17 protein-coding genes are annotated in these 24,689 nt (G+C 66.4%); 4 read left to right on the forward strand and 13 right to left on the reverse strand.

Features of this window, described 5'->3' with window-relative positions; translation table 11 throughout:
- Positions 1 to 146: 146 nt before the first annotated feature.
- The gene (locus MHY30_RS11025) at positions 147 to 4,691 is read right to left on the reverse strand and encodes a DNRLRE domain-containing protein (RefSeq protein WP_239276970.1); all 4,545 of its coding nucleotides are present in this window, start codon (positions 4,689 to 4,691) and stop codon (positions 147 to 149) included.
- 653 nt (positions 4,692 to 5,344) lie between these two features.
- A complete protein-coding gene (locus MHY30_RS11030) occupies positions 5,345 to 6,223 on the reverse strand; it encodes a hypothetical protein (RefSeq protein ID WP_239276971.1) in 879 nt (292 codons plus the stop codon).
- Between the two features lie 563 nt (positions 6,224 to 6,786).
- Here MHY30_RS11030 and MHY30_RS11035 point away from each other — a divergent pair.
- From MHY30_RS11035 to lepB, 4 genes are all read left to right on the forward strand, one after another.
- Positions 6,787 to 8,211 (forward strand): polysaccharide biosynthesis tyrosine autokinase, encoded by a 1,425-nt coding sequence (locus MHY30_RS11035; protein WP_239276972.1) that lies wholly within the window; start codon positions 6,787 to 6,789, stop codon positions 8,209 to 8,211.
- Positions 8,208 to 8,816: a low molecular weight phosphatase family protein gene (locus MHY30_RS11040; protein ID WP_239276973.1), complete on the forward strand. Its 609-nt coding sequence runs from the start codon at positions 8,208 to 8,210 to the stop codon at positions 8,814 to 8,816. The genes MHY30_RS11035 and MHY30_RS11040 overlap by 4 nt, the downstream gene beginning before the upstream one ends.
- A gap of 520 nt (positions 8,817 to 9,336) precedes the next feature.
- Positions 9,337 to 10,092, forward strand: a complete 756-nt coding sequence (locus tag MHY30_RS11045; protein ID WP_239276974.1) for a hypothetical protein — start codon at positions 9,337 to 9,339, stop codon at positions 10,090 to 10,092.
- Positions 10,089 to 10,808: a signal peptidase I gene (lepB, locus tag MHY30_RS11050; RefSeq protein WP_239276975.1), complete on the forward strand. Its 720-nt coding sequence runs from the start codon at positions 10,089 to 10,091 to the stop codon at positions 10,806 to 10,808. Before MHY30_RS11045 ends, lepB begins: the two co-directional genes overlap by 4 nt.
- An 18-nt stretch (positions 10,809 to 10,826) precedes the next feature.
- Here the strand turns inward: lepB and MHY30_RS11055 are convergent, their stop codons facing one another.
- The 11 genes from MHY30_RS11055 to MHY30_RS11105 all read right to left on the reverse strand — a co-directional run bounded on the left by MHY30_RS11055 (position 10,827) and on the right by MHY30_RS11105 (position 24,687).
- Complete coding sequence (locus tag MHY30_RS11055; protein ID WP_239276976.1) at positions 10,827 to 11,321, reverse strand: VanZ family protein; 495 nt, start codon at positions 11,319 to 11,321, stop codon at positions 10,827 to 10,829.
- 54 nt (positions 11,322 to 11,375) lie between these two features.
- Positions 11,376 to 13,271 carry a DUF4012 domain-containing protein gene (locus MHY30_RS11060; RefSeq protein ID WP_239276977.1) on the reverse strand — a complete coding sequence of 632 codons (1,896 nt, stop codon included), beginning with the start codon at positions 13,269 to 13,271 and terminating at the stop codon, positions 11,376 to 11,378.
- A 61-nt stretch (positions 13,272 to 13,332) separates the two neighbouring features.
- Positions 13,333 to 13,617 (reverse strand): hypothetical protein, encoded by a 285-nt coding sequence (locus MHY30_RS11065; RefSeq protein ID WP_239276978.1) that lies wholly within the window; start codon positions 13,615 to 13,617, stop codon positions 13,333 to 13,335.
- 106 nt (positions 13,618 to 13,723) lie between these two features.
- Positions 13,724 to 14,917: an elongation factor Tu gene (gene tuf, locus MHY30_RS11070; RefSeq protein ID WP_228162638.1), complete on the reverse strand. Its 1,194-nt coding sequence runs from the start codon at positions 14,915 to 14,917 to the stop codon at positions 13,724 to 13,726.
- A 159-nt stretch (positions 14,918 to 15,076) separates the two neighbouring features.
- Positions 15,077 to 17,191 (reverse strand): elongation factor G, encoded by a 2,115-nt coding sequence (gene fusA / locus MHY30_RS11075; RefSeq protein ID WP_239276979.1) that lies wholly within the window; start codon positions 17,189 to 17,191, stop codon positions 15,077 to 15,079.
- Positions 17,192 to 17,278: 87 nt separating this feature from the next.
- Positions 17,279 to 17,749: a 30S ribosomal protein S7 gene (rpsG, locus tag MHY30_RS11080; RefSeq protein WP_135063307.1), complete on the reverse strand. Its 471-nt coding sequence runs from the start codon at positions 17,747 to 17,749 to the stop codon at positions 17,279 to 17,281.
- Positions 17,750 to 17,754: 5 nt separating this feature from the next.
- Entirely contained in the window at positions 17,755 to 18,123 is a 369-nt protein-coding gene (rpsL, locus tag MHY30_RS11085) for a 30S ribosomal protein S12 (protein WP_013584051.1), read from the reverse strand.
- A gap of 294 nt (positions 18,124 to 18,417) precedes the next feature.
- Positions 18,418 to 19,221, reverse strand: coding sequence for a hypothetical protein (locus MHY30_RS11090; RefSeq protein ID WP_239276980.1), 804 nt, complete (start codon positions 19,219 to 19,221; stop codon positions 18,418 to 18,420).
- Complete coding sequence (locus tag MHY30_RS11095) at positions 19,218 to 20,831, reverse strand: DUF5684 domain-containing protein (RefSeq protein WP_239276981.1); 1,614 nt, start codon at positions 20,829 to 20,831, stop codon at positions 19,218 to 19,220. The genes MHY30_RS11090 and MHY30_RS11095 overlap by 4 nt, the downstream gene beginning before the upstream one ends.
- Positions 20,828 to 23,314, reverse strand: a complete 2,487-nt coding sequence (locus MHY30_RS11100; RefSeq protein WP_239276982.1) for a transglutaminase domain-containing protein — start codon at positions 23,312 to 23,314, stop codon at positions 20,828 to 20,830. Before MHY30_RS11100 ends, MHY30_RS11095 begins: the two co-directional genes overlap by 4 nt.
- On the reverse strand, positions 23,311 to 24,687 hold the full coding sequence (locus MHY30_RS11105) for a DUF58 domain-containing protein (RefSeq protein ID WP_239276983.1): 1,377 nt from the start codon (positions 24,685 to 24,687) through the stop codon (positions 23,311 to 23,313). The genes MHY30_RS11100 and MHY30_RS11105 overlap by 4 nt, the downstream gene beginning before the upstream one ends.
- Between the last annotated feature and the right edge of the window lie 2 nt (positions 24,688 to 24,689).

Genomic DNA, 24,689 nt, shown 5'->3' on the forward strand with positions numbered 1-24,689 from the left:
CGCCGCCGACACTCCGCTCTCAACTACCTCAGCCCCGCCGACTACGAAGCCCTTCACACCACCGCCGAAATCGCGGCATGATCAACAAACAGAACCCGTCCGGAAAAGCGGGTCAAGCTCCTCAGCGCCTCCGCAGATCGTACCGCCTACGGGGTGCTCGCAGGTTTCAGGACGAAGTCGATATAGGGGCGGTTTCCTGACTCTTTCGACTGGATGTTCGTCACGAGCTGAGGCGTACTGTCCTGCGTCACTCCCAACGACAAGGAACGCTGCCCGGAATCGATCTGGGAACGCACGTACTGCGTCAGATCGGCAGCACGATACCCCGCCGTACGATCCACGTTCATCGACGCCACCGTCGAACCGAACGCCGGTCTGTTATTGAACGTGATCCCGCTCTCCGACCACGACCCGGACACCGACTTCACATCCAACCGCACAGTCGAATCCGACGACTCCGTCACACCGGCACTCATCGACAGCACCGCCGACTCGACCTGCCCCTTCACCCCCGACAAGTCAAACGAGAAATACCCCAACCTTGCATACGCCGGATCCGCAGACCCCTTCACCAACACATTCGTCAAAGACCCAAAATTCGACCCCGCAGACCCCCCGCCCTGCACATACGAGTCCGCCGAAGCAAACACACGCAAACGCGTCGGATCCGACACCGACACCGACACGGTGTCACTAACGACGGTGCCGTTGAACGTCGCTGTGACCGTGACATTCGCTGTGCCGACTTTCAAAGCCGAAACCACGCCATTGGTGTCCACCGAAGCAATCGAAGCGTCGCTCGAACGGAACGAATAAGAAACTTGATCATTAGATATCTTCGCATCCGTCGTCGAGTATGCCGTCACGGACAATGTGGCACTCTCACCCAAATTCAGACCGGGCACAGCCGCGACGTCGATGTTTCGCAACACCCCCGGCGGCACAGCGGGAGCCTCGCGCGTAACGTCGTAGTTGTAGAACTCGACATCCCTAATCGTTGTGGTCGGATCACCCGGATCTCCATGAACGACCAGTCGCACATACTTCCCGGACGGAGCCGCAGACAACACCACCGTCTGCCACCCCGAGCCCCCCGCATAGGCACCGTCGTACTGCGTCGTCCATGACCCACCGTCAACGGAAGTCTGCACCTCAAACTTTGTGTTCTTGCGGCTGTTGGCCACCCAATTAATCTTCGCCGACTTCACCGGCTTCGCCGCGGACAACGTCCACGTGATCGATTGATCACCCGACGTACTCCAAATCGTCTCTGGATTCCCATCGAACGTCGCCGACGGTGACCCCGACACCGTCCGTGTCGCCACCGCGCTAGCAACACCCAACGCGGCAGGTTTCAGGACGAAGTCGATATAGGGGCGGTTTCCTGACTCTTTCGACTGGATGTTCGTCACGAGCTGAGGCGTACTGTCCTGCGTCACTCCCAACGACAAGGAACGCTGCCCGGAATCGATCTGGGAACGCACGTACTGCGTCAGATCGGCAGCACGATACCCCGCCGTACGATCCACGTTCATCGACGCCACCGTCGAACCGAACGCCGGTCTGTTATTGAACGTGATCCCGCTCTCCGACCACGACCCGGACACCGACTTCACATCCAACCGCACAGTCGAATCCGACGACTCCGTCACACCGGCACTCATCGACAGCACCGCCGACTCGACCTGCCCCTTCACCCCCGACAAGTCAAACGAGAAATACCCCAACCTTGCATACGCCGGATCCGCAGACCCCTTCACCAACACATTCGTCAAAGACCCAAAATTCGACCCCGCAGACCCCCCGCCCTGCACATACGAGTCCGCCGAAGCAAACACACGCAAACGCGTCGGATCCGACACCGACACGGTACGTGAACGCACGAAAGTAGCGACCCGGTCAGCCGTCACCACGGCACCGATCGTGGCCGTTCCAACACCCACCGCGACCAAACCGCCAGCCGAGTCGACCGAGGCCACCGCTTCATCGCTGGATACAACACGCGCATCGAAGGCGTCATTGGGCAAAGCGCTACCGTCGCTCCGCCTCGCCGCAACTGAAACAGTGGCAGTCTCATCCCGCGTCATCGAGGCGGGTACTCCTGACACGGTGGCACTATCCACGATATTCGCTGCTGGAGGGGAAGCGCTCGATGCTCGCTTGTAGGCAAGAATCCGGATTTCGTTGATCGCGGTCCAAGGGTCGGCATCTCCGGCACCGCGTCCGATCAACCGGACGAACCGTGCCGACGGTCCTTCGTTCAGATCCACCCACTGTGTCCCGGATGGCCCCCTGTAGGCGCCTTCATATCGCGTTGTCCAGGCGACCCCATCCGCAGAGCTCTGAATGGTGAAGTATGTGAGCTGCCGCGAGTTCGCTCTCCAGTCAATGTCAGCGCCCTTGATGTCGCGATTGCCCTCCAGCTGCCAGGTGATGGAGTTTTCGGTCCAAGTTGACCAATATGTGTTCGAATTGCCATCGACCGTACTCATCGGCGTGCCCGCGGTCGTTCGCGTGGCCCACGCCCCGACAACCTCGACTGGGCCGGGATCGAATACGACCGCGTAGCGAGTTACAGTCCCGTCTCCCCCTGTCACCGAAATCTGTGCGCGGCCGGGAACAGAGGTCGGTTGCTCCACCCTGACGGTCATCCCTGCACCAGCTGTCGCCGCCACCTGGGGAAGAGGGGCGCCCGGGTCTGCCAGTGTTCGGTACTCGGACACATCGGCACGGAACCCAGGGAGATCAGCTCCGTTGACGGTGATCTTCGTGAGCGCAGGCGGCGTTGCCGGAACACTCCATTGCTCAAGGGGAACGGCCGCGGCTGCATCACTTTGTTCGTCCGCGGTCGACTCAAGCGGGGTGAATTGGACGGCAATGGTGGCCCCCGTCCGCGGCGTTAGGGAAATACCGAGCTTTCTTACATCCCGATTGACGCTCTGAGTCGGTGCCGGAGAAGTCGGCAAAGGAGCTGCCGGCAGATCACTGAACACCCCATCGGAAGGCGATACGATGCGAGCAAGCACTCGCTTCCCGTTCTCCGAAAGAATTGCCGATCGACCGTCGTCAGCTATGTCCATGGTTGCCCGCGTGTGCATCGACCAAAGCATCTCGCGCGGCGTGGGACTCGTCACCTCGTCTTGGACGAGTACCTGCCGCCGGCTATCGAACAGCCGAACGCCCCGACTCCATGACGTCACCCGACCCGCATACAGCGCGGACAGATCGGCGACGGCGAAAGCCTGATCGGGCGAGGACGCCACTCTCGGTGGAGAGGCAGCGGCTTGAGTATTTGCAGCGTAGGGACTGAATGGGTCAACGACCAACGTGTTCTGACCCTCGGCGCGCGTACGGTAATAGGACCAGCGACCAGTGTCCGTTTGATCGAAATATCCGGGGAGCGTGTAGTCATCGCGCCCAAGCTGCTCCGACCAAGTCTCGCCGATCATGTCGAGCATGAATGACCCGGCATCAATGCTGTTATGCCCCGTCACGACGTTGCCCGTCTTCAGAGCGACATACGTTGCCTTCGAATCAGCCCAAGAGGAGCGAAGAGTCGTCACTCCCGCTGTCTCGAATGTGGCATCCAATGGCGTGCCGCCTGCTGTTGGCGTCGTCCGAGGCGACGCAGAGTCCAGCCACAGTAGCCGCATCGCGGGAAGGCCAGTCGTTGGAGCCGAGACACCTGTGTTACGAATCACTGGGTCGTCGGCCATGTCCGCGAGCGCCAGGTAGTTTGAGGCGGACGCGGATGCCTGATCGGAATCTCCAAAATTGAAGACACGCCCGGTGGGACCGGTCAGATGCAGAGGGAAATTGCCTGACGCTCTCAGTCCTGGCGTGATGAGCCCCTGATCGGAGCCGGTAGCGAGCTGGAGACTCTTCAGTGCAGGTATCAAATTCTGCGTTGCATACCCCCAATACAGCAGACCTTCGGGATAGCCGCCGGACTGACCAAACCCCGAGACACCGATGCGCAGGCTCTCGACAGCTTTCGACAACACGTCGTTAGAAACAGTGGAATTGACGTCGGCCACGGCCAGCGCACCGAGAATCATTCCGGAGTTGCTCACGATGTTCCAGTTGTTGGTCCCAACCGCCCAGTTTCCGCCATAACGATATGGCCCGGACGAGGTCGCCGGCGCGGCATACACCGATAGTGATGGCTTCAGACCCTTGTCCACGATCGCTCGCTCGATCGTGGAGCGGCGGGCGGAAGTCCAGTATGAGTAACCCCAATCCAGAGCTATAGCAGAGGCATGAGTGATCTCAGCCGTGTCAAGAAAGTGATCGGGATTCCAATCGGGGAAGGCCGCGACGTCATTTACGTCCGTCCATAGTCGTTCGATGTAGCGCGTGTCGTCCGTCAACCGCCACGTCAAAGCCAGCGTGTAACTCCGCTCGACAAGAGCTTGGGGCACGCTGGTGAGCCGAATCCCGTCATCCTTCTTGTACGACAGGCGGGGCCCATTGAGTAACTCATCCGCGCGCCGCTTGAGGGCAGCGAACGCGGACGCCGCTTCGCCTGATTTAATCTCCTGCCGGAGAGACTGGAACTTTGACGCTGCCTCGACGAGCCGAGGATGACTCGCCGAGATTTCCCAGGCCGCGGCGGAGGCCGTCGAGGGACTTGTGACCCCGACGGCGACCGAAACGAGTGTCGCGAGCGCAACGGACAATACGCGCAGCACACCGCGACGAGCCTTCGTTCTCAGGCCTGCTGCGCTGGGGGTTGCGTAAGCACTCAATGGCCAGCCCTTCCTTGCCGGGTCCGACGTGACGGCGCAGCGATCACCTCCAGGAGTAGATTGCATCCATGCGAGCATTCGTCCGGGGGGAGGACAGATGGCACACGGCTGGTCATTCTCTTCCGAAGAATGGTTTTCCGAGCTGCCCTTAGATTCTCAGCCATTGAACGCTGCAACGCCACCCCTCAATTTTCCTCGACTCCGGAAAAGGGCTCGGAGCGAAAATCGCTATCAGACGAGGACCGACGTCGCTGCCATCTCGACCTAGGTGCGCCATCTCAGAGCGTCACGACCGGACTGGCTCCGCCGACTGGACGACGTGATTCATGGTTCCCGCGCTCGGGGAGAGGGCATGGGGTGTGAGCATGGTTCGAACGTGAGTGGGTGACGATAAGACCAGGCATCCTCGTGGAGACGCCCGATTCGCTGAATGCAGTGGGCAACCCGGGCAACGAGACGGCCGGCTTGGCGCCTGCAGAGAGCGCCACGGGGCGGCCTCTCTTACCTCAAACGATCGTGGCTAAGGCGATCCGCGGAAGCGCATGCCGACCGGGCCCCACGCGATCAATACGGTTCTCCTGGGATACTCTCGATCCTCACGAGTTCAGCGCAGGAAGCTGGATCTCAACGCCACCCGGATCGCTCGTGTCAGATGAAGGCGAGGGGTCGGGTTCTGGAGTCTGCGGCGGAGAAGTCGATTCGGGCTGTGCCGGCGGATCGGTGGTCGGCGTGGACTGCTCCGGTGTCGCGCGCGGCGAGGTATATCTGGGGGTAACAGGTGACCCGTCGATCGTCTTTTCGCGGTCAAGGAGAACGCGATCGTCCTCGACCGATAGCTCTGCGAGAGCCGCGGCCAGATCGCGTATCTCAGGGATACCGTCCCTGCCGGCTGCCCTCGCGTCCCGCAAACGGGTCATCGCCGCAGACACCGCATCCCTGAATGGGGCGCTGGCCACGGACTCCTCAACTCGAGTCGTGGCCACAGCGCCAAGGCTCTCCGCGACCCTGCCCAGTGCCGCCGTTAAGACGGAGTACGCCGTCGAAATGTCTGACCGAGCATCGCGCACATCCACGATCAAGTCAGTTACTGCGTTCTGCTTCCTCCGTACCCCGTCGATAGCACGGGCCACCTCTTCGACGGAGTTCTCTTCGATTGCGGCGCGACTGTAGTCCGGAATGGTGGTTCGGATCGGCTCGGACGCTACTTGTAGAACGAGATCGCGCGCGGCCTGCGCATCGGCTATCGCTCCAGAATCGACCGTTCCGGGAAGACTAACGAGCACGTCTGCAGCCGCCTGAGCAGACTCGAGAGCCTGGCCACGCATCGACTCGTATAGAGCGGAGGCGGACTCCGCCTGACTCGTCGTCATCTGGAGTTGAGCCTCACGCTCTTGCAAGGTGACCATCGCGTTGTGAGCAGGGTTTGTTGCCGCACGCTCAACGAAGGCGACCCAGCCAACGGCGACCAAGGCCACGACTGCGAGACCAGCCAAGCCCACGCTCAGGAGATCGGCGACGCGCGCTTTCCCGCGAGGGAACGGTGGGCGCTGCCTCGCGTATGTCTGGGCGGGATCAATCCAACTTTCGTCCCCAGATCGTGAGTCGGAGAGCCCGACGAGCGCGATGAGATCAGCTGAATCGTGTGATCGTTCCGTGACAGCCAACGTTTCGTTTCGGTCGGAAGCGGCGCGAGACTCGGTCATCGTGGGCGCCGGCGTGGCGTCGTCGACCAGGATGCGCAGGTCCTCAGCGCGGCGGTGACGACGCGAATTGAACGAATGCGCACCCGCTTCCGTCGAGCGTGCGAGGCCTCGAGCCGAGTCGCGGCCCCTGGGAACATCTGGAGCCCCCTCCAAGCTGGCGAAGAGACGCTCTAGCTCGTTCAAGGCTTCTCCTTGCACCGTATACGGGACGGTTCTGCGAATGTCGTACGCTGATGAAGGTCGCTATGCGAGGCGCGGGTGGGTTGGGAAAAGGATAATCTTCTTCTCGCTATCTCGCGGACGGCTGTGACTGTGGATCGGCGAATGGATGAGGCGTGGAACTGAGCAACTATCTTCGGATCCTGCATCGCGACTGGATTCTCATCGTTGCTCTGACGCTCCTCGGCGGTGCGGGCGCGTACGGGTTCTCGCTCACACAGACGCCAACTTACGAGGCCAACACGCAGTTGTACGTCTCGGTCCGTTCAGACAACTCGGGCGTCAGCGAACTCGCGCAGGGCACCACTTTTGCGCGACAGGCTGTCGTGAGCTTCGTCGATGTGGTGGACAGCGCGGTCGTTCTCGATCGTGTGATCAACGATCTTGACCTGGACACGACCGCGCAGGAGCTCGCCCGCTCGGTGAGTGCTTCGTCTCCCACGAACTCGGTCATCATCTCGATCAGCGTTTCGGACGCAAGCGCAGAGACTGCTGCCTCGATCGCGAACTCCATCGGTACAAATTTTGCCGATGTCGTCGTCAATAGCCTTGAGAAGCCGGAGGGCGATACGGCGAGCCTCGTGCGGATCGAGACCATCGAGCCCGCCCTCGTACCCCTCTCACCGTCTTCTCCCCACACCGTCCTCAATGTGATTCTGGGAGTCGTTGTTGGACTGGGCCTCGGCGTCGCCTTCGCGCTACTGCGATCTATTCTGGACACCCGTATCCATGGGCTACACGACATAGAGGCTGCGACCGACGCGCCAGTGCTCGGCGGCATTGCGCTCGATCCTGACGCCCGGAAGCGCCCGCTCATCGTCCATGCCGATCCGCGAAATCCGCGGGCTGAGTCGTTCCGGAGCCTCCGCACCAACCTCCAGTTCATCGATGTGGACGGATCCTCTCGATCATTCGTCGTCACCAGCGCCGGACCAGGTGAAGGCAAGTCCACCACTACGGCAAACCTCGCTATCGCCTTGGCGGAGACGGGTGCGCGCGTCGCGCTGGTCGATGGAGATCTGCGGCTGCCACGCGTTGCCGACTACATGGGACTGGAGGGTGGCGTTGGGCTGACTGACGTGCTCATCGGTCGCGCAGAACTCGTCGACGTACTGCAGCAGTGGGGTACCGGAAAGCTTTTCGTCCTACCCTCCGGACGGATCCCGCCAAATCCGTCCGAACTCCTCGGCAGCCATGCCATGCAGAGAACATTGGAGGCCCTCGCTGAAGCGTTCGATTACGTCCTCGTGGACGCACCACCACTTCTCCTGGTAACGGATGCGGCAGTAGTGTCCCGGTTCACCAGCGGTGTACTGGTCGTTGCGGCCTCCGGGAGCACGAAGAAGCCACACCTGGCGGCCGCCGTGGAGAAGCTGGATGCGATCGGAAGTCGGCTATTCGGCGTGATCGTGACGATGCTTCCCACGAAGGGACCGGACAGCTACAGCTACGGAGCCTACTCGTATAGCGCCGCAGCGAATGAGGTGCCCGACACCTCCAAGGACGAGCGCCGTTCCCGCCGACAGCGGGATGCGAAATGACTTTCCACATCCTTTCGGTCTGCACCGGTAACGTCTGCCGATCGCCTATCGCGGAACGCCTAATCGCCGAGGCGATGCGATCTGAAGATGTTGCAGTGGAGAGTGCAGGCATCGGCGCGCTCGTAGGCAGCGGCGTTCCAGAGCCCGCGCTGAGGCTGGCCGAGGATCACGGGGTGACGGTCACTCAGCACACAGCGCGGCAAGTCGACATGGACATGCTCCGTCGCGCGGACCTCGTTCTCGGGATGGCCCGCGAACACCGTCGTCATCTGGCCGAGATGATGCCCGCGGTCACAAGACGAGCATTCACGCTGAGGGAATTCGCTCGCTTGACGGACGCGTCGGAAGTCCATTTGCCGAACGCGGTAGCCGAGGCTGGTGCGACGACCGCAACCGCGGCGATGAAGGCCGCTGTGGCTCTAGCGGCATCACTGAGAGGGACGATAGCGCCCCCAGCCGACGTGTCAGAGTTCGACGTCGTAGACCCCTATCGACAGTCTGACGACGTTTATCGCCGGTCGATGAGCGAAATCGTTCCCGCAGCCGACCGCGTAGCGCATTATCTGATCTCTGCGGCGCGTTCCGCGTCGCACTCAGCCCAATAGCTCTCAACGCCACTCGGCTGCGTGACGAACCGGCCCGCATAGCCCCGCTCCGTGAGCCCTCCTGCTAATGCCGGGCCCGCGGGTCGTCGTTTCACCTCGGGTACTGTCGCCTTCGCCCAGGAGCGTCGAGGCATCGTCACAATGTGCACGTCGTCCGTCGCCTCCTGCCGATAGTCAACCGAGGAGGAATGGCACCGTGACGCGGACACGCGACGACAAATCGATCGAGCCTCTGATTTCAATCGATGCGCTCGGCGTCGGGGTTGTTGGCATCTTGACGGAGTCCGCCTCGTGCGCTTCGAGAGTTGCTTCCGTGTGGCGGGATTGCAGCGACGCAGATGACTCATCGGCGTTTGGTCGCTCGGTTACTGTCACCGTTTGCCCTTCAGATCACCTCGAGCGCTCTCTTTCAGACCTGTCCACCCAGGTCACCCTCGCCGCCCTCGACGCCCTCCGCGGCACCCGCCTCCTCCTCCACGCCGCCGGGGTCGCCGCCCCCGACGGACGCGTTCTGGCGCTCGTGGGCCCTTCCGGTCGCGGCAAGACGACGGCGGCCCGTCACCTCGGTCGCCACTACGGATACGTCAGCGACGAGACCGTCGCCGTCGACGCCGACCTCACCGTGTACCCCTACCGCAAGCCCCTCTCCGTCATCGTCGAGGGCAAGCCCTTCAAGGAGCAGATCGCACCGAGCGACCTCGGTCTTCTCCCCCTCCCTGCTGCTCCGTTGCGGCTGGCTGGCATCACGCTTCTCGACCGTGATCCCCATACCGACGAACCGGGCGCCTTCCCCGTTGACCTCATCGACGCGATCTGCGAGATGACCCCGCAGATCAGCTACCTGCCGGAGCTGCCCTCGCCGCTGCAGTATGTCGCTCGCATCATTGCCCAGGTGGGCGCAGTCACGCGCCTGATCTACCGGGATGCCGCTGACTTGCCGGGCCTCGTCGAGGAGATGTTCGCTGCGCCTCCGCCGGGTGCACAGCTCTGGGCCGCCGCTCCAGCGGCCGTCGAGACGGGGCCGTGGCGATCCACCGAGATCGACGACGCCATCCTCGTAGACGGTCGCGCGTGCATCCTGCAAGAAGGGATGGTCACGGCGCTGGATCACCGCGGTTCCCTCGTCTGGACGATGTGTCGTGAGGGAGCCGATACCCACGAGATCACGGAGGCGGCGATCAGCGCGTTGGGAGACCCGGGCCGCGGCGACGCCGGAGCTCTCATCGACCAGACGCTCGGGGAGCTCGCCGACCACGGCCTGCTCACGAGAGTATGACAGCGACGACCGACACGGCACGGCGCCCCACACGGGGGCAACGACTCCGCCGGTCTCCCCTGACCCACCTGGCGCTGGCGCTGGTCACGCTCGCACTCGTCCAGACATTCGTCATCAAGCCGTTTCAGGTTCCGTCCGAGTCGATGTCGCCCACGCTCGAGAACGGCGACCGAATCCTCGCCAGCCGCATCGCGTACGCGGTGTCAGACCCTGGCACGGACGACATCGTCGTCTTCGCGCGACCCGACTCGTGGGGCGTGCCACCCGCACGTAGCCCGCTTCGCATCGCGATCGGTTGGGTCGGCGACATTGTCGGGATCGGGCCGAGCAACCAGGACGCCCTCGTGAAGCGCATCATCGGAGAGCCCGGCTCGACGGTCCAGTGCTGCTCCGCGGACGGTCGAATCGAGGTGGACGGGAAGCCGGTCGCGGAGGGCTATATCGTTTCCGACCTGCCGTTCACCCCCGGGGTGAACGACTGCGGCACCACGCCGGCGTCGGCGCGATGTTTCCCCCTCATCACCGTGCCCGAGGATTCATACCTCGTCATGGGGGACAATCGCGCGAACTCGTCTGATTCTGTGATCGCCTGCCGTGGCGATTCGGGTCTATTCGGCGATTGCGCGCGATTCGTTCCGCGATCCGCGATCATCGCGAAAGTGATGTCGATCGTCTGGCCTTTCAATCGGTTGCGAATGTTCGCCGACGCCGAGTGACATTCCGGCATTCGCAGGTCAGCCCGCCGCTCGATCGCCCGACCGCGCCGGAGCGGACCGGTGAAACACCTGGGCCTCCCACTGCGCGCGAAGACGGCGATCTCGCCAGTGCACCCCCGCCACACAGAATGCCCCGAGAATGACACCGGCCCAGCCGCCCAGCGTGTTCGCCACGACGTCGGTAAAGGACGCTACCCGCTGGGGATGCGCGACGGCTTGAGTCACCTCGATGGCCGCCGAAAGAAGGGGGATGCCGGCGAAGGCGACCCACCTCCATCGGCCGACAAGCAGCAGAGCAGCGAAGAATCCTAAGGGCGCGAACATCGCCGCGTTGGCGGACATCTCGATAGCGGAATAGCCGACCCACTTCGGGATGCCGTTGCGATGCAGCGCGGCCAGGAGGCGAACGATTGCGCCGCGATAGTCACGATCGATCGGTACGGGCCCGAGCGTCGCCATGAAGACGACGACAACGAACGTCGTCAGACCGGCGATGGCGAGACCAACCCTCACGGCGCTTCCTTCCCCATCAGTCGGTCACTGCCCCGCCCGCAGCGCGACGTCCCGTCAGCCTGCGGCCGCGAACAACCCGTCGCACGAAGCGTCAATGGTGACGGGGGTGTCCGACGCGGTGGGCGTGTGACGCAGCTCCAGCGGACCCAGCGGACCCTCGGGCAATTGCACCGTCGATGACACCGTCCGCGTCTCCCCCTGCGGAACGACCACGAGACGGCTCAGGGCGGTGTTGTTGTCTTGCGTCCCCGACCGATCGAAACCCGGCTCCTCGCTGCGAGCGGGATCCGTGGAAAGGACCTGACCACCGGGAGGAGCGAAGAAGAGCACGTCGAGCATCATCGACGTGCGGGGCAGTCCGTAGTTGCCGTTACGGAAGCCGAGCGTGTATTTGCTCTGAATGCTGTTCGGAATGGAGTTCGTCAGGGTCGTGGTCGTCGTGATCGTGCGGGCACCGACATCACACGTCGCCGCCACCGACTGACTCAGGTGATACTCGAGCTTCCCGACCGAGTAGTCGTTCAGATACGTCCCCACCTGCGTGTGCGCGGTGTTGTCCATCTGCAGGGCACCGTCGAGTTCGAGCTCACGCGACAACTGCTGCGCCTGTTCGTCGGTGAACGACAGCAGCAGCCGCTGCTCCTCCGCCGATTTTGCGAGAGCATCGAGCATCTCCGCCGGATCCCATTTGCCCGCAGTCAGATGGCTGAACACCGCGCGCGAGACCTCCGAGAAGAAGACATCCGAATCCCGACCGTTCGGGAACCGTTCGTACGCATCGCTGAGCAGGAGCTTCACCGCGTTGTCGCTGGAGATCTGCTCCCCCCCGACGTCCACGGGCCCGGCCACCGCGAGCATGTGCGACAGGACGACGGGATCGATCGAGATGACGCCGTCGAACCGCTCACCGTTGGTGCGCTGCCACAGGTCCTGGAAGAGCTGCACCGTCGTGGGGAAGTCCGGGGTCATCGTGTAGTCCTGCGAGTAGCGCGCGAACGACGACGGGTACAGCGCGAGGGTCTCGGCGGGGATGTCGCTGAACTGCTCCCCCGCCGTGCCCTCTTCGTAGAACGTCCGTGAACTCGCCTGGTCGAGCAGCTCGAACTTGCCCTGGTCGACCTTCATGATGATGCTCGCGGCCGGGTTGCCCCCGGTCGCGCGGATCTCGGCGTTGTTCTGGAAGACGATCAAGTATGTCTTCCCGCCGTCCGCGCCGGCCATGCTCAGCAGGGTGGGCAGGTAGCGGTTGACGACGTCGAGGGTGGGTGCCGTGCGGTCGATGACGTCGCGGATCTCGGCCACCGGCCCCGACACGGCATCCATCAGTTGATCCGACTGGATGCCATCGGTCTCGGCCTTCGCCGCGGTGAACGCCTGCGACACCACCGGGATCGACGCCTGCGCCTGCTTGAGCGGCTCCAGGTTGAAACCGCCGCCCTCCAGGGCCAGCTTCTTGATGTCGAGGTCGGCGATCATCTGCATCCCCGGCGGCAGCGCATCGCGCACCAGGATGTCGACCGCGCGAGTGACGCGCGAGACGGCGTCGATATTGGCACCCACGACAGGAACGTCGGATGCCATCTGCCACAGCGGCCCCTGCACCGTCTCTGCCGCGCGGGCCGTGCGGACGCTGACGTCCTCGGCCGCGGCCTGCAGACCCGCCTCGTCACGCGCCTCGACGAGGGAACCGAGGCGCCCGAGTGTGGACTTCGCCGCGAGCAGGTCATCGCGGACCTCGACGGCCTGCACGGTCAGCGTCGCGCCGAGGATCCCGGCGACAGCTGCGGTGCCGCCCAGGACCCCGAGAACGCCGCCCACGACCCACGGCCACGCGCGCGCTCGGCGCGGAGCCTCGCCGTCCGTCTCCGCCGTGGCCACGTCCGTGGCATTCCCCGCGGGTCGACCGTCGTCGTCACGGCGTCGGTTGCGGCGGCGGAGGTTGTCACCCATGTCGGCATCCTAAGTCACCCCCTCTGAGCGACCCCTGGCAGGGGCCGCCACGCGGGGCCCCTCAGACGAACAGGGGTGCCACCGCAAAGCCGAGCGCTACGAACGCCGAGCTCAGCCCACCGATCACGGGGAGAGCCGTGGTGCCGACACGGCGACCCACGAGGAACCCGGCGACACCGGCGACAATGCCCGCTGCCGCCACCGCAAGCCCGATCACCGCCGACCTCTCAATAAGACCCGGGGCATCCGCCCGCAGAAGAAGCACCGCACCCAGCGCGGGCACACCCACGGCGGCGATCGCGAGCAGAAGCGAGACGACACCGAGGATGCGAGAGAGCGGCTTCACCCCAGCGACTCTACCGGCGGGGCAGCCGGCGCTCCGGCCGGCCCCGCACCAACGACGAAGGGCCGGGCCCGAAGGCCCGGCCCTTGCCGGTCAGTCCGAAAGGGACTTACTTGAGGATCTTGGTGACGGTACCGGCACCAACGGTGCGGCCACCCTCACGGATCGCGTAGCCGAGGCCCTCTTCCATGGCGATCGGCTGGATGAGCTCGACCGACATCTCGGTGGTGTCACCGGGCATGACCATCTCGGTGCCCTCGGGCAGCGTGATGACGCCGGTCACGTCCGTGGTACGGAAGTAGAACTGCGGGCGGTAGTTCGTGAAGAACGGGTTGTGACGGCCGCCCTCCTCCTTGGACAGGATGTACGCCGTGCCCTCGAAGTTGGTGTGCGGGGTGACCGAACCGGGCTTCACGACGACCTGGCCGCGCTCGACGTCGTCACGCTTGGTGCCGCGCAGGAGCAGACCACAGTTCTCGCCGGCCCAGGCCTCGTCGAGCTGCTTGTGGAACATCTCGATACCCGTGACCGTGGTCTTCTGCGTCGGACGGATGCCGACGATCTCGACCTCGGAGTTGATCGCGAGGGTACCGCGCTCGGCGCGGCCCGTGACGACCGTGCCACGACCGGTGATGGTGAAGACGTCCTCGATCGGCATGAGGAACGGCTTGTCCTTGTCACGCACGGGGTCGGGGATGGACGAATCGACGGCCTCCATGAGCTCGACGATCGAGTTCACCCACTGCTCGTCGCCCTCGAGAGCCTTGAGGCCCGAGACGCGAACGACGGGGGCGTTGTCGCCATCGAAGTCCTGCGAGGAGAGGAGCTCGCGCACCTCGAGCTCGACGAGCTCCAGGATCTCCTCGTCGTCGACCATGTCGGCCTTGTTCAGCGCGACGAGCAGGTAGGGGACGCCGACCTGCTTGGCGAGCAGAACGTGCTCACGCGTCTGGGCCATCGGGCCGTCGGTCGCCGCGACCACGAGGATCGCGCCGTCCATCTGAGCGGCACCGGTGATCATGTTCTTGATGTAGTCAGCGTGACCCGGGGCGTCGACGTGAGCGTAGTGACGCTTGGGGGTCTCGTACTCGACGTGCGAGATGTTGATGGTGATACCGCGCTGGCGCTCTTCCGGCGCCGAGTCGATCGACGCGAAGTCACGCTGGACGTTGGTGGCCGACGGGTACTTGTCGGCGAGCACCTTCGAGATGGCAGCGGTGAGCGTGGTCTTGCCGTGGTCGACGTGACCGATCGTTCCGATGTTCACGTGCGGCTTGGTCCGCTCGAACTTGGCCTTAGCCACTGGGTCCTCCTCAGGACGGTCGTGCAGAGTCTCGGGCGCTGGATTGCGACCGGTTCTCTACGGGGATGGTTCTCAGGTTACTAGAGAGTCGGTATTGAGTTTGAGCGGATGCCGGGAGCCCGGCCGGGGCGTGGGCTCCCGGCATCCACGAGAGCGGTGTTACTCGCCCTTGTTCTTCTGGATGATCTCGTCGGCCACGGCCTTCGGCACGTCGGCGTAGCTGTCGAACTCCATGGAGTAGACGGCGCGACCCGAGGTCTTCGAGCGGAGGTCACCGATGTAGCCGAACATCTCGGACAGCGGGACGTTGGCACGCACGACCTTGACGCCGGCGGCGTCTTCCATCGACTGGATCTGGCCACGGCGCGAGTTCAGGTCACCGATGACGTCACCCATGTACTCCTCGGGAGTACGGACCTCAACGGCCATGATCGGCTCGAGGATCGTCGGGTTCGCCTTGCGGACGGCCTCCTTGAAGCCCATCGAACCGGCGATCTTGAACGCCATTTCGGACGAGTCGACATCGTGCGAAGCACCGTCGAGCAGGATCGCCTTCACGCCCACCATGGGGTAGCCGGCGAGCACGCCGACGTTCATGGCGTCCTGGAAGCCCTGGTCGGTCGGCGAGATGTACTCGCGCGGGATACGACCACCGGTGACCTTGTTCTCGAACTCGTACGTCTTGTCGGCCGTGACCTCGAGGGGCTCGAGCGCGAACTGGATCTTCGCGAACTGGCCCGAACCACCGGTCTGCTTCTTGTGCGTGTAGTCGTGCCGATCGACCGACTTGCGGATCGTCTCGCGGTAGGCCACCTGGGGCTTTCCGACGTTGGCCTCGACCTTGAACTCGCGCTTCATGCGGTCGACCAGGATGTCGAGGTGGAGCTCGCCCATGCCCTTGATGACGGTCTGACCGGTCTCGGCGTTCTGCTCGACGCGGAACGTCGGGTCTTCTTCGGCGAGCTTCTGGATGGCGACACCCAGCTTCTCCTGGTCGGCCTTGGTCTTGGGCTCGATCGCGACCTCGATGACCGGCTCGGGGAACGTCATCGACTCGAGGACGACCTGCGCGTTGGGGTCGCACAGGGTGTCACCGGTCGTGGTGTCCTTGAGGCCGATGACCGCGTAGATGTGGCCAGCGGTGACCGAGTCGACGGGCATCTCCTTGTTGGCGTGCATCTGGAAGATCTTCCCGATGCGCTCCTTCTTGCCCTTGGTGGCGTTGACGACCTGCGCGCCGGAGTCGAGGTGACCCGAGTAGACGCGGATGTAGGTCAGACGACCGAAGAAGGGGTGCGTCACGATCTTGAACGCGAGGGCCGCGAACGGCTCGTCGCGGTCGGCGTGGCGCTCGATGACGACCTCTTCGTCCTTGGGGTCGTGCGCCTCGATGGCGGGCACGTCCAGGGGCGACGGGAGGTAGTCGACCACGGCGTCGAGCATGGGCTGCACACCGCGGTTCTTGAACGCCGAACCGCACAGCACGGGGTAGACCTCGCTGGCGATCGTCATCTTGCGGATGGCGCCCTTGATCTCTTCGTGCGTCAGCTCTTCGCCGCCGAAGTACTTCTCGAGCAGCGCGTCGTCGGACTCGGCGACGGTCTCGAGGAGCTTCTCGCGGTACTCGTTCGCCTTCTCGACGAGGTCGGCCGGGATCTCCTGGATCTCGTACTTGGCGCCCATGGTGACATCACCCTTGGCGTCGCCGGGCCACACCAGGGCACGCATGTAGACGAGGTCGACGACACCGACGAAGTCGTTCTCGGCACCGATGGGGAGCTGGATGACCAGCGGCTTGGCCTTCAGGCGGTTGACGATGGTGTCGACCGTGAAGTAGAAGTCGGCGCCCAGCTTGTCCATCTTGTTGACGAAGCAGATGCGGGGGACGTCGTACTTGTCGGCCTGGCGCCACACCGTCTCGGACTGGGGCTCGACGCCCTCCTTGCCGTCGAAGACGGCGACGGCACCGTCGAGCACGCGGAGCGAGCGCTCGACCTCGACCGTGAAGTCGACGTGACCGGGGGTGTCGATGATGTTGATCTGGTTCTTTTCCCAGAAGCAGGTGACAGCGGCGGAGGTGATCGTGATGCCACGCTCCTGCTCCTGCTCCATCCAGTCGGTGGTCGCCGCACCATCGTGCGTCTCACCGATCTTGTGGTTGACGCCCGTGTAGAACAGGATGCGCTCGGTCGTCGTCGTCTTTCCGGCATCGATGTGCGCCATGATGCCGATGTTGCGGACCTTGTGGAGGTCGGTGAGCACGTCTTGTGCCACGGGTGTCTTCCTTACCTGTTGGGAGGTTGATGCCGGGCCCATCGGGGGGCCCGCGACCGGGGTGCGGTCACGGGCCCTCCGCGGGTGTTACCAGCGGTAGTGCGCGAAGGCGCGGTTCGACTCGGCCATCTTGTGGGTGTCCTCGCGGCGCTTGACCGCGGCACCGAGGCCGTTCGAGGCGTCGAGGATCTCGTTCTGCAGGCGCTCGGTCATCGTCTTCTCACGACGGCCCTTGGCGTAGCTCACGAGCCAGCGCAGCGCGAGGGTGTTCGCGCGGTGCGGCTTGACCTCGACCGGAACCTGGTAGGTCGAGCCACCGACGCGGCGGCTCTTGACCTCGAGGGTGGGGCGCACGTTGTCGAGCGCCTTCTTGAGGGTGGCGACGGCGTCCTGACCGTTCTTCGACTCGACGCCGCGGAGGGCGTCGTAGACGATCGACTCGGCCAGCGACTTCTTGCCGTCGACGAGGATCTTGTTGACCAGCTGCGTGACGACGGGAGCGCCGTACACCGGGTCGTTGACGACGGGACGCTTCGGGGCGGGACCCTTACGAGGCATGGTTCTCAGCCCTTCTTCGCGCCGTAGCGGCTGCGAGCCTGCTTACGGTTCTTGACAGCCTGGGTGTCGAGCGCACCGCGGACGATCTTGTAGCGGACACCGGGGAGGTCCTTCACACGACCGCCACGGACCAGCACGAGCGAGTGCTCCTGCAGGTTGTGACCCTCGCCGGGGATGTAGGCGGTGACCTCGGTGCCGTTACGGAGCTTCACACGAGCGACCTTGCGCATCGCCGAGTTCGGCTTCTTCGGGGTGGTGGTGTACACGCGGGTGCACACGCCGGCCTGCTGGGGGTTCGACTTCAGCGCCGGAGCCTTGGTCTTCGAGACCTTCGGCGAGCGGCCCTTGCGAACCAACTGCTGAATGGTTGGCACGTTCTCTCCTTGTTTGTGCTGCACGGTGACAGCGTCGTGTCTCCCCCGACCCCTCGCGCATCTTGCGATTCGTGACGTGTCGGGCTCACGTGTGATCCACCGCGCGACAGAATGATCGGGCGCGATTGTGGTGGATATGCCGTGGGGGTGGCCTGTTCGCAGGCCATTCCCTGAGATGGTGCGAGCGTTGTTCCGTGCCGCAGCCCGAAGGCATAACGCACGGCGCGCGTGAACGCACACCCGCTCAATGATACGCGCCCGGGAGGGTGTGGGCAAACGTGCGGCGGGCGACGCTCAGCCCATCAGCAGGAACAGCGTGATCGCCGCACCCACGACGATGAGGACCACGGCGACGGCCAGCGCCACACCGCGACCGCGGCCCCGTCGCGGGGCACGCGGATGCACCGCGGCGGCATCCGGAGCATCCTCGGCCCGAGCCGGCGGTGCGCTGCGGGCGACGCGGACCGCCTCGTCGGCGCGCGGGCGATACAGCTCGTGGTCCGCCGCCGACGGTACCCGCGCCTCGCGGGCGGAGGGCACCGGGTCGCCGGAGGGGAGACCGGCGGTGGAGACCCGCGGACGCGACCGCGCACGACGCTCCCCCGCGGCGGTGTCGCCGGTCGACGTCGTATCGGTGGGCGGGATGCCGGGCCCGGCCACCTCGGGCTTGCTGCGGCGCCGACCGGGGGCGGTCTCGTCGGAGGGAAGGATGCCGGGCTCAGGCTCCGAAGGATCGCTCGGGCGACGGCGGGGGGCGGTCTCGTCATCGACCTCGGGAAAAGCCGACACCGCCGGGTCATCGACAGGGGTCGCTCGTGCCGACACCACCGTGTCGTCTGCCGGGGCAGGCGGGGCCGAGATCACCGTGTCATCCGCCGGAGCAGGCCGCGCGGAGATCACCGTGTCGTCGACCAGGTCCGCTCGATCGACGCGCACCGTGTCATCGGCCGGAGCGGGCCGCGGGGAGACGATGGTGTCGTCGTCGACCTCGTCGTCGCCCTCGACATCGCTCCGGGGCGGGGTGGGCCAGGCACGCAAACGCCCCGCCCACAGCGTGACGTCGTCGGGATCGTCGGCGCGGTCGTAGGGACCGCTCACGACTCCCTCCGCGCGAGGCGTACCTCCGCATCGCCGAGGAAGAACCGCTCCCCCGCCTCGATCTCCTCGCCCGGAGGCGCCTCGACCTCGGTGCCCATGAGCGTGGCGAACAGCACACCGTTGGTGGAGTCCAGGTCGGTGACGTACCACGTCTCGCCCTTGAGCTGCAGACGCGCGTGGGTCTTCGACACCGTGCGGGTCTCGTCGGCGATCGCCACCAGCTGGGCGTCGGGATGAGCGGCATCCGGAGCCGGCCGGCGGCCCACGATCACCACATCGGACGTGAGATCGACCGGCGTCCCGTGGGGCGGGACCAGCGCCCACGGGATGCGACGACGCCGCGTGACGACGGTGCGATCCAACGCGTCGAAATCATCGGCGGCGGGATCAGCGGGGAACTCCGGCTGCGTGTACAGCGCCGACACGGACGTGCGCGCCGACCGCGGAGCGCCGGCCTTCGGGGCCTCGGGGACGGCCGACACGGCCTCCGACATCTCGGGGAACTCGTCGTCGGTCTCGCCCGTGCCGAGCGGGGGCGCGGGCGTCTCGGGAGCCGGTCGCGTGAGCGGGGCGTCAGCAGCGGGGGCGTCGGCATCCGTCCGCGGGGTCAGACCTCGCCACGGCGCGAGGTCCAGCGGCTCCGACTCCTGGCCGGAAGCAGCCCCCGGCTCAGCCGGAGCGACGGAGGCAACGGGCCGGTCGGACGCCGAATCCCCGCGATCGCGGTGCGGGCTCGCCGGCACGAGGGGTGTCCCCGCGTCGCGAGTCGTCTCGTCCGCCGGTGGTGCCGTGGAAGCGTCGCGCGTCGGCGCGGGCGCACGCAGGGCCGCCAGCACGTCGGCGAGCGAGTCGCCGAGGTCGACGGTGTCGCGGACGCCGTCGGGAGCGGGCGCAGCCGGCGAGGCGGGGGGCGTCGGCGCGGACGAGGCGCTCGCGTCAGGAGCGGGCGCGGCCCAGGAGTCCGGTGCCGGAGCGGGCGCGTCGTCCGCGCGGGAAACGGGCGGCGCCCATCCCGACGGAGACGGCACCGCGTCCGACAGCGACGGCGACGGAGCGGCGAACGGGAGTGCGATCGGTGCGGACACCGGCTCGGACGAGACCGCGACGTCATCGGTGTCGGCCGGGCGCACCGGCTCGGGCGTCCACCCGCCGACGAGGGGCACGTACGGACCGGCGAAGTCCTGGCCCCGTCGGATCGGCGCGGAATTCTCGTCGACGGTGCCCGAGCGGCGAACGCCGGGAGCCTCTTCCTCCCACCGGGCCTCACCGAAACCGAGGACGCTCGCCCAGACGACCGGGATGAACGTCCCGAGGACGGTCATGCCGACGCCGCGATCGAAGCCCTGGCTCACCCGATGGACGGCGATGATCCGGACGACGGTGTAGGCGATGGTGCCGAAGATCGGAATGAGGTTGAGCAGCACGAGCCAGGGCGAGAAGCCGCCGAGCTTGAGGACCGTCGCGACGTTGACGACGGGCACCCACGCCTTCCACGTCGGCTCGCCGGTCTTGGAGAACATCGCCGCCAGCGCGAGGGCGTACCAGACGTAGACGATCACGAAGAGGAGCAGCGTGAGCGCCCCCAGGATCACAGCCGTGGAATCGTTCATGTCGTCGTGCGCCGCCCGGTGGACGTGCGCTTCCCCCTCTCGTCACGGTGCGGCGGCCGACGGCGCGAGGGCCGCGGGGCGAAGAACCGTAGGAACGATCTCAACGATACGGCCGCGCGCACGCGGCGCCACCAGCCGCGCTGGCGCGTCAACGTGCGGCGTTCTGCGTCGACGATGCGCCAGAACGCGGATGCCTCGTCGGCGGTGACCGTGCGCGACGAGAACACGGCCCGGTCGGCGTCGTCGGCCAATCGCAGACCCGCGGGAGTGTCGAACGCCTCGGCCAGCTCGCGGCGCGTCGATGAGGGGCGCAGTTCGCGTCCGGCATCCACCCCCGCATCGACGTACTCGTCCCACCCCCCGGCGATGGCGGCACGAGGGTCGGGATCGCGGCGCCGTCCGCGGCGGCGGAGGCCCTTGGCGACGAGGATCGCCAGGAACGGGCCGAACAGGATCAGCACGATCAGAAGTGAGATCCCGACCACCCGAAGGATCGGCCAGAGCCACGCCAGGTCGAGGCCGTCGTCGGTCGACTCGTCGTCGTCGAGAGCGTTGTCCTCCTGCACCGGGTCGGGCGGGACGACTTCGTCGACGGTGTCGGGGCGGACCTCGGTGACGTTCTCGGGGTCGCGCTGCTGAGTGACCTCGAGGCTCGGCGACAGCTCCCACTGGGGAGTGACGTCGATCGGCGCCCAGCGTCCGTCGTCGCCCTGCACCTCGGTCCAGGCGCTGAGGTCGCGCGCGCGGCACTCGCCGTCGTCGCACGTCGCCACCCCCGGGTCGCTCGACGACACCCGCGCACCCACCACGACGCGCGCCGGGAACCCCAGCTCGCGCGCGATCAGGGCGGTGGCCACGGCGAACTGCTCGTCGTCGCCCACGGCGGCGACGAAGTTGCCCGAGGCTTCCGCGCGCGGGTCGTCCTCCCGTTCCAGCAGGCGCTGGAACATCGTGTCGATGCGCGCGAGGGAGTGACCCGACGCGCTGGGCTGCAGCTGATAGCCGGGGAGATCGGCGGTCCACGCGGGGGCCGGTGCCCCCTCGGCGCGGGCGAGTCCGTGGCTGAGGTAGCCGCGCTCGCGCAGCAGGCGCACGAGGGCCATCAGGTCGGCCCCGGAGCGTCCCGTCGCGTGCTCCTCGACCCAGCGACGCAGATTGTCGCCGCCGGCGACGCCCTCGTCGATGCCGGGCGGGGACAGCGTCGTGGCATCCGCATCGACCGGCTCCACCGCGTCGATACGGTACCGGTCACCGGGCGCGAGGCCTCCGTCGGCGATCTGCACACCGGCCTGGGCGTCGACGCTGTAGTAGAAGCGATCCGCCAGCAGCCCCTCCCGCTCGCCCTGGAACGCCGCCCGCACGAGCCGCCCGGCCGTCGGCATCCAGATCCCCCCGAGGTCGCCGATCTCGATATCGGCCTCCACGGCACGCCCGTCCGTTCGGGGCAAGGTGGACGGCACCCGCACGAACGCACCCGCACGCGCCCCGGAGGAGCGGAAGACCTCGCCGTCGTACGCGTCCAGCGTCGCCACGCGGATGCGCTCGGGAGCGGTCCCCGCCGTGTCCACCCGGAACAGGACGTCGTCGGCGCGGGCGTCCGAGAACATCGCGCGGTACTCCGACAGCGGGCTCACCGCCTCGGCGATCTCGCGCTCGGGGCCCGCCGCCGAACGCAGCACACGCCGGTCGGCATCCGCGGCCACGGACGGTACGACGGCGACCGCCGCGACGACGGCCACCACGAGCATGCCGGCGCCCAGAGCGGCGCGGCGGCGGTCGGTGCGCGACCGGCGGCGCGGCACACTCACCGCTCCCCTCTCGCTCGCCCGGCGCAGGGCACGCACGCGCTCGTCGCGTGTACGCCACGCCAGCCACAGCACCGACGACAGCACCGCCGCGACACCGATCGCGGTCTCGACCGGCGCCGCGAGCGAGAGCGGCCCGACGACGACGGGGGCACTCGTGGAGGTCCGCCCGAAGAACAGACCGAACCCGCTCATCGCCAGACCGCTCACGACCGCGAACGGTGCGAGCCGATCCGCGCGAACGGCGAGCGCGAGCGTCGCGGCCGTCCCGGCGAGGAAGACCACGAGCGCAGGGACGAGGAGGTTGCGATAGTCGCCGACGGGGAGGTCGACCGTGACCAGGTCTTTCCACGCGAGCACGACGCCGGCGAACGCCTCGCCGAGACCCCGGACGAGATCGAGCGGTCCACCCAGGCGCGACGGCACGGCCAGAGGTACCGCCAGCACCGCGAAGGCGCCCGCGACGAGGGCTGCCGTGACCCATCCGCCCCAGCGCCGCCGCCACACGCTCAGCGCGACGATTCCCGCGGCGACCGGAACCGCCACCGCCACCAGCACCACGAACGCGGACCCCGCGTACACGGGCCACGCGGCGACCACCGCCAGCACCGCACACACGGCGGTGTACAGCGCCCCCGCCACGACGCGGGACCGTCGCCCCGCCTCGGCGGCGCTCACGACGTCGCCCCCCGCACGAGCAGACCGGCCAGGTCATCGAGCGTGCCGATCGTCAGCACCGTGAGACCGGCGACGCTCTGCATCCGCGGGTGCGCGCGCTCGTCGCACACGACCGCGGCGACCGCGGTGTCGGCGGGGAACGCCAGAGCCGCCTGACGCAGGCGCGCCAGCGGCACCGCCGACCCGACGACCACGAACGCGATCGACAATCTCTCGTTCGCCTCGGATGCCAGCCGGCACACGTCCTCGACGGGCATCGTGTTCTCGTGCGTGGCGAGGGCGCTGAAGCCGTCCAGCATCGCGCGGGGCGAGACGGTGGGGACGTGACGGATCGCCCGCAGACGCCCCCGCACCACCCGCGGAATCTCGGATCCGGTCACGATGTCGATGTCGCGCGCATCGCGGACCGCGCGCAGGCCCAGCGAGGCGGCGGCCGAGACGGCGAGCTCGTACTCGTCGGCATCCGTGTACTCCTGCGTCGCCGCGGCGAGCACGACCGCCATGCGCGAGCGGCGGGACTCCTCGTACTGACGGACCATGAGCCGCCCCGTCTTCGCCGTCGACTTCCAGTGGACCTGGCGGCGCGAATCGCCCGGGACGTACTCGCGGATGGCGTGGAAGGACATGTCGGCATCCACCAGCCGCCGCGTGGCGTTGCCCTCGAGATCGCGCACGAGACCCGCGCTCGTGGAGGGCAGGCCGACCGTGCGGGGATGGACGTAGAGGTCGTGCACGTCGTCGAACGCGTGCTCGCGGCGCAACAGGCCGACGGGATCGCTGCGCACGGTCGTCACCGGCCCGATGCGCACGACGCCGCGCGGCAGCGGCGGGATCTCGAGCGGCTCGGTGACCCCGTGACCCGGTCGCAGCAGCGGAACGGCGAACTCGACGAGCCCGCGTCCCACCGGGATGTCGAGGCGCCCGGGCAGGGCCGGTCGTCCGCTGTCGTTGCGCACGACGATCTCGCCCGTGACGCCCTGGCCCGCCACGACGCGTTCATGCGTGAGCGTCAGGTCCACGTCGTACGCGCGCGCGCCGAACAGGAACGGCACGCTCATGACGAGCAGCAGCACTGCCACGGCACCCGCGACCATCCACTCGACCCACCCGAAGACGACACCGAGCGCGAGCCCCGCCGTCGCGGCCACCGCCACGACCGTCCCCGCCGGTCGCACCGTGCGCCCGGCCCAGCGCACCGAGGCGTCCACGGCGTCCACGATCGTGCTCCACACCGCGGCCGCGCGCACCGCGGCGCGCACCAGGCGCCGCGTCCGTCGCGTCGAGGTCGACGTGACCGACGTGCGCGACCCGGTGCCGATGGTGCCGGCGGAGGTGCGAGTCAGCCGCGATTCGGTGAGGTTCACGTCGGGCACGA

The sequence above is a fragment of the Microbacterium sp. ACRRU genome, from assembly GCF_022346945.1.
Lineage (GTDB): Bacteria > Actinomycetota > Actinomycetes > Actinomycetales > Microbacteriaceae > Microbacterium > Microbacterium mcarthurae.

Bases quoted from the DNA above. Each gene is read 5' to 3' on its own strand.
- MHY30_RS11040 (WP_239276973.1), top strand. From the start codon at position 8,208: ATGACTTTCCACATCCTTTCGGTCTGCACCGGTAACGTCTGCCGATCG.
- lepB (WP_239276975.1), top strand. From the start codon at position 10,089: ATGACAGCGACGACCGACACGGCACGGCGCCCCACACGGGGGCAACGA.
- rpsG (WP_135063307.1), bottom strand. From the start codon at position 17,749: ATGCCTCGTAAGGGTCCCGCCCCGAAGCGTCCCGTCGTCAACGACCCG.
- MHY30_RS11095 (WP_239276981.1), bottom strand. From the start codon at position 20,831: ATGAACGATTCCACGGCTGTGATCCTGGGGGCGCTCACGCTGCTCCTC.
- MHY30_RS11060 (WP_239276977.1), bottom strand. From the start codon at position 13,271: ATGGGTGACAACCTCCGCCGCCGCAACCGACGCCGTGACGACGACGGT.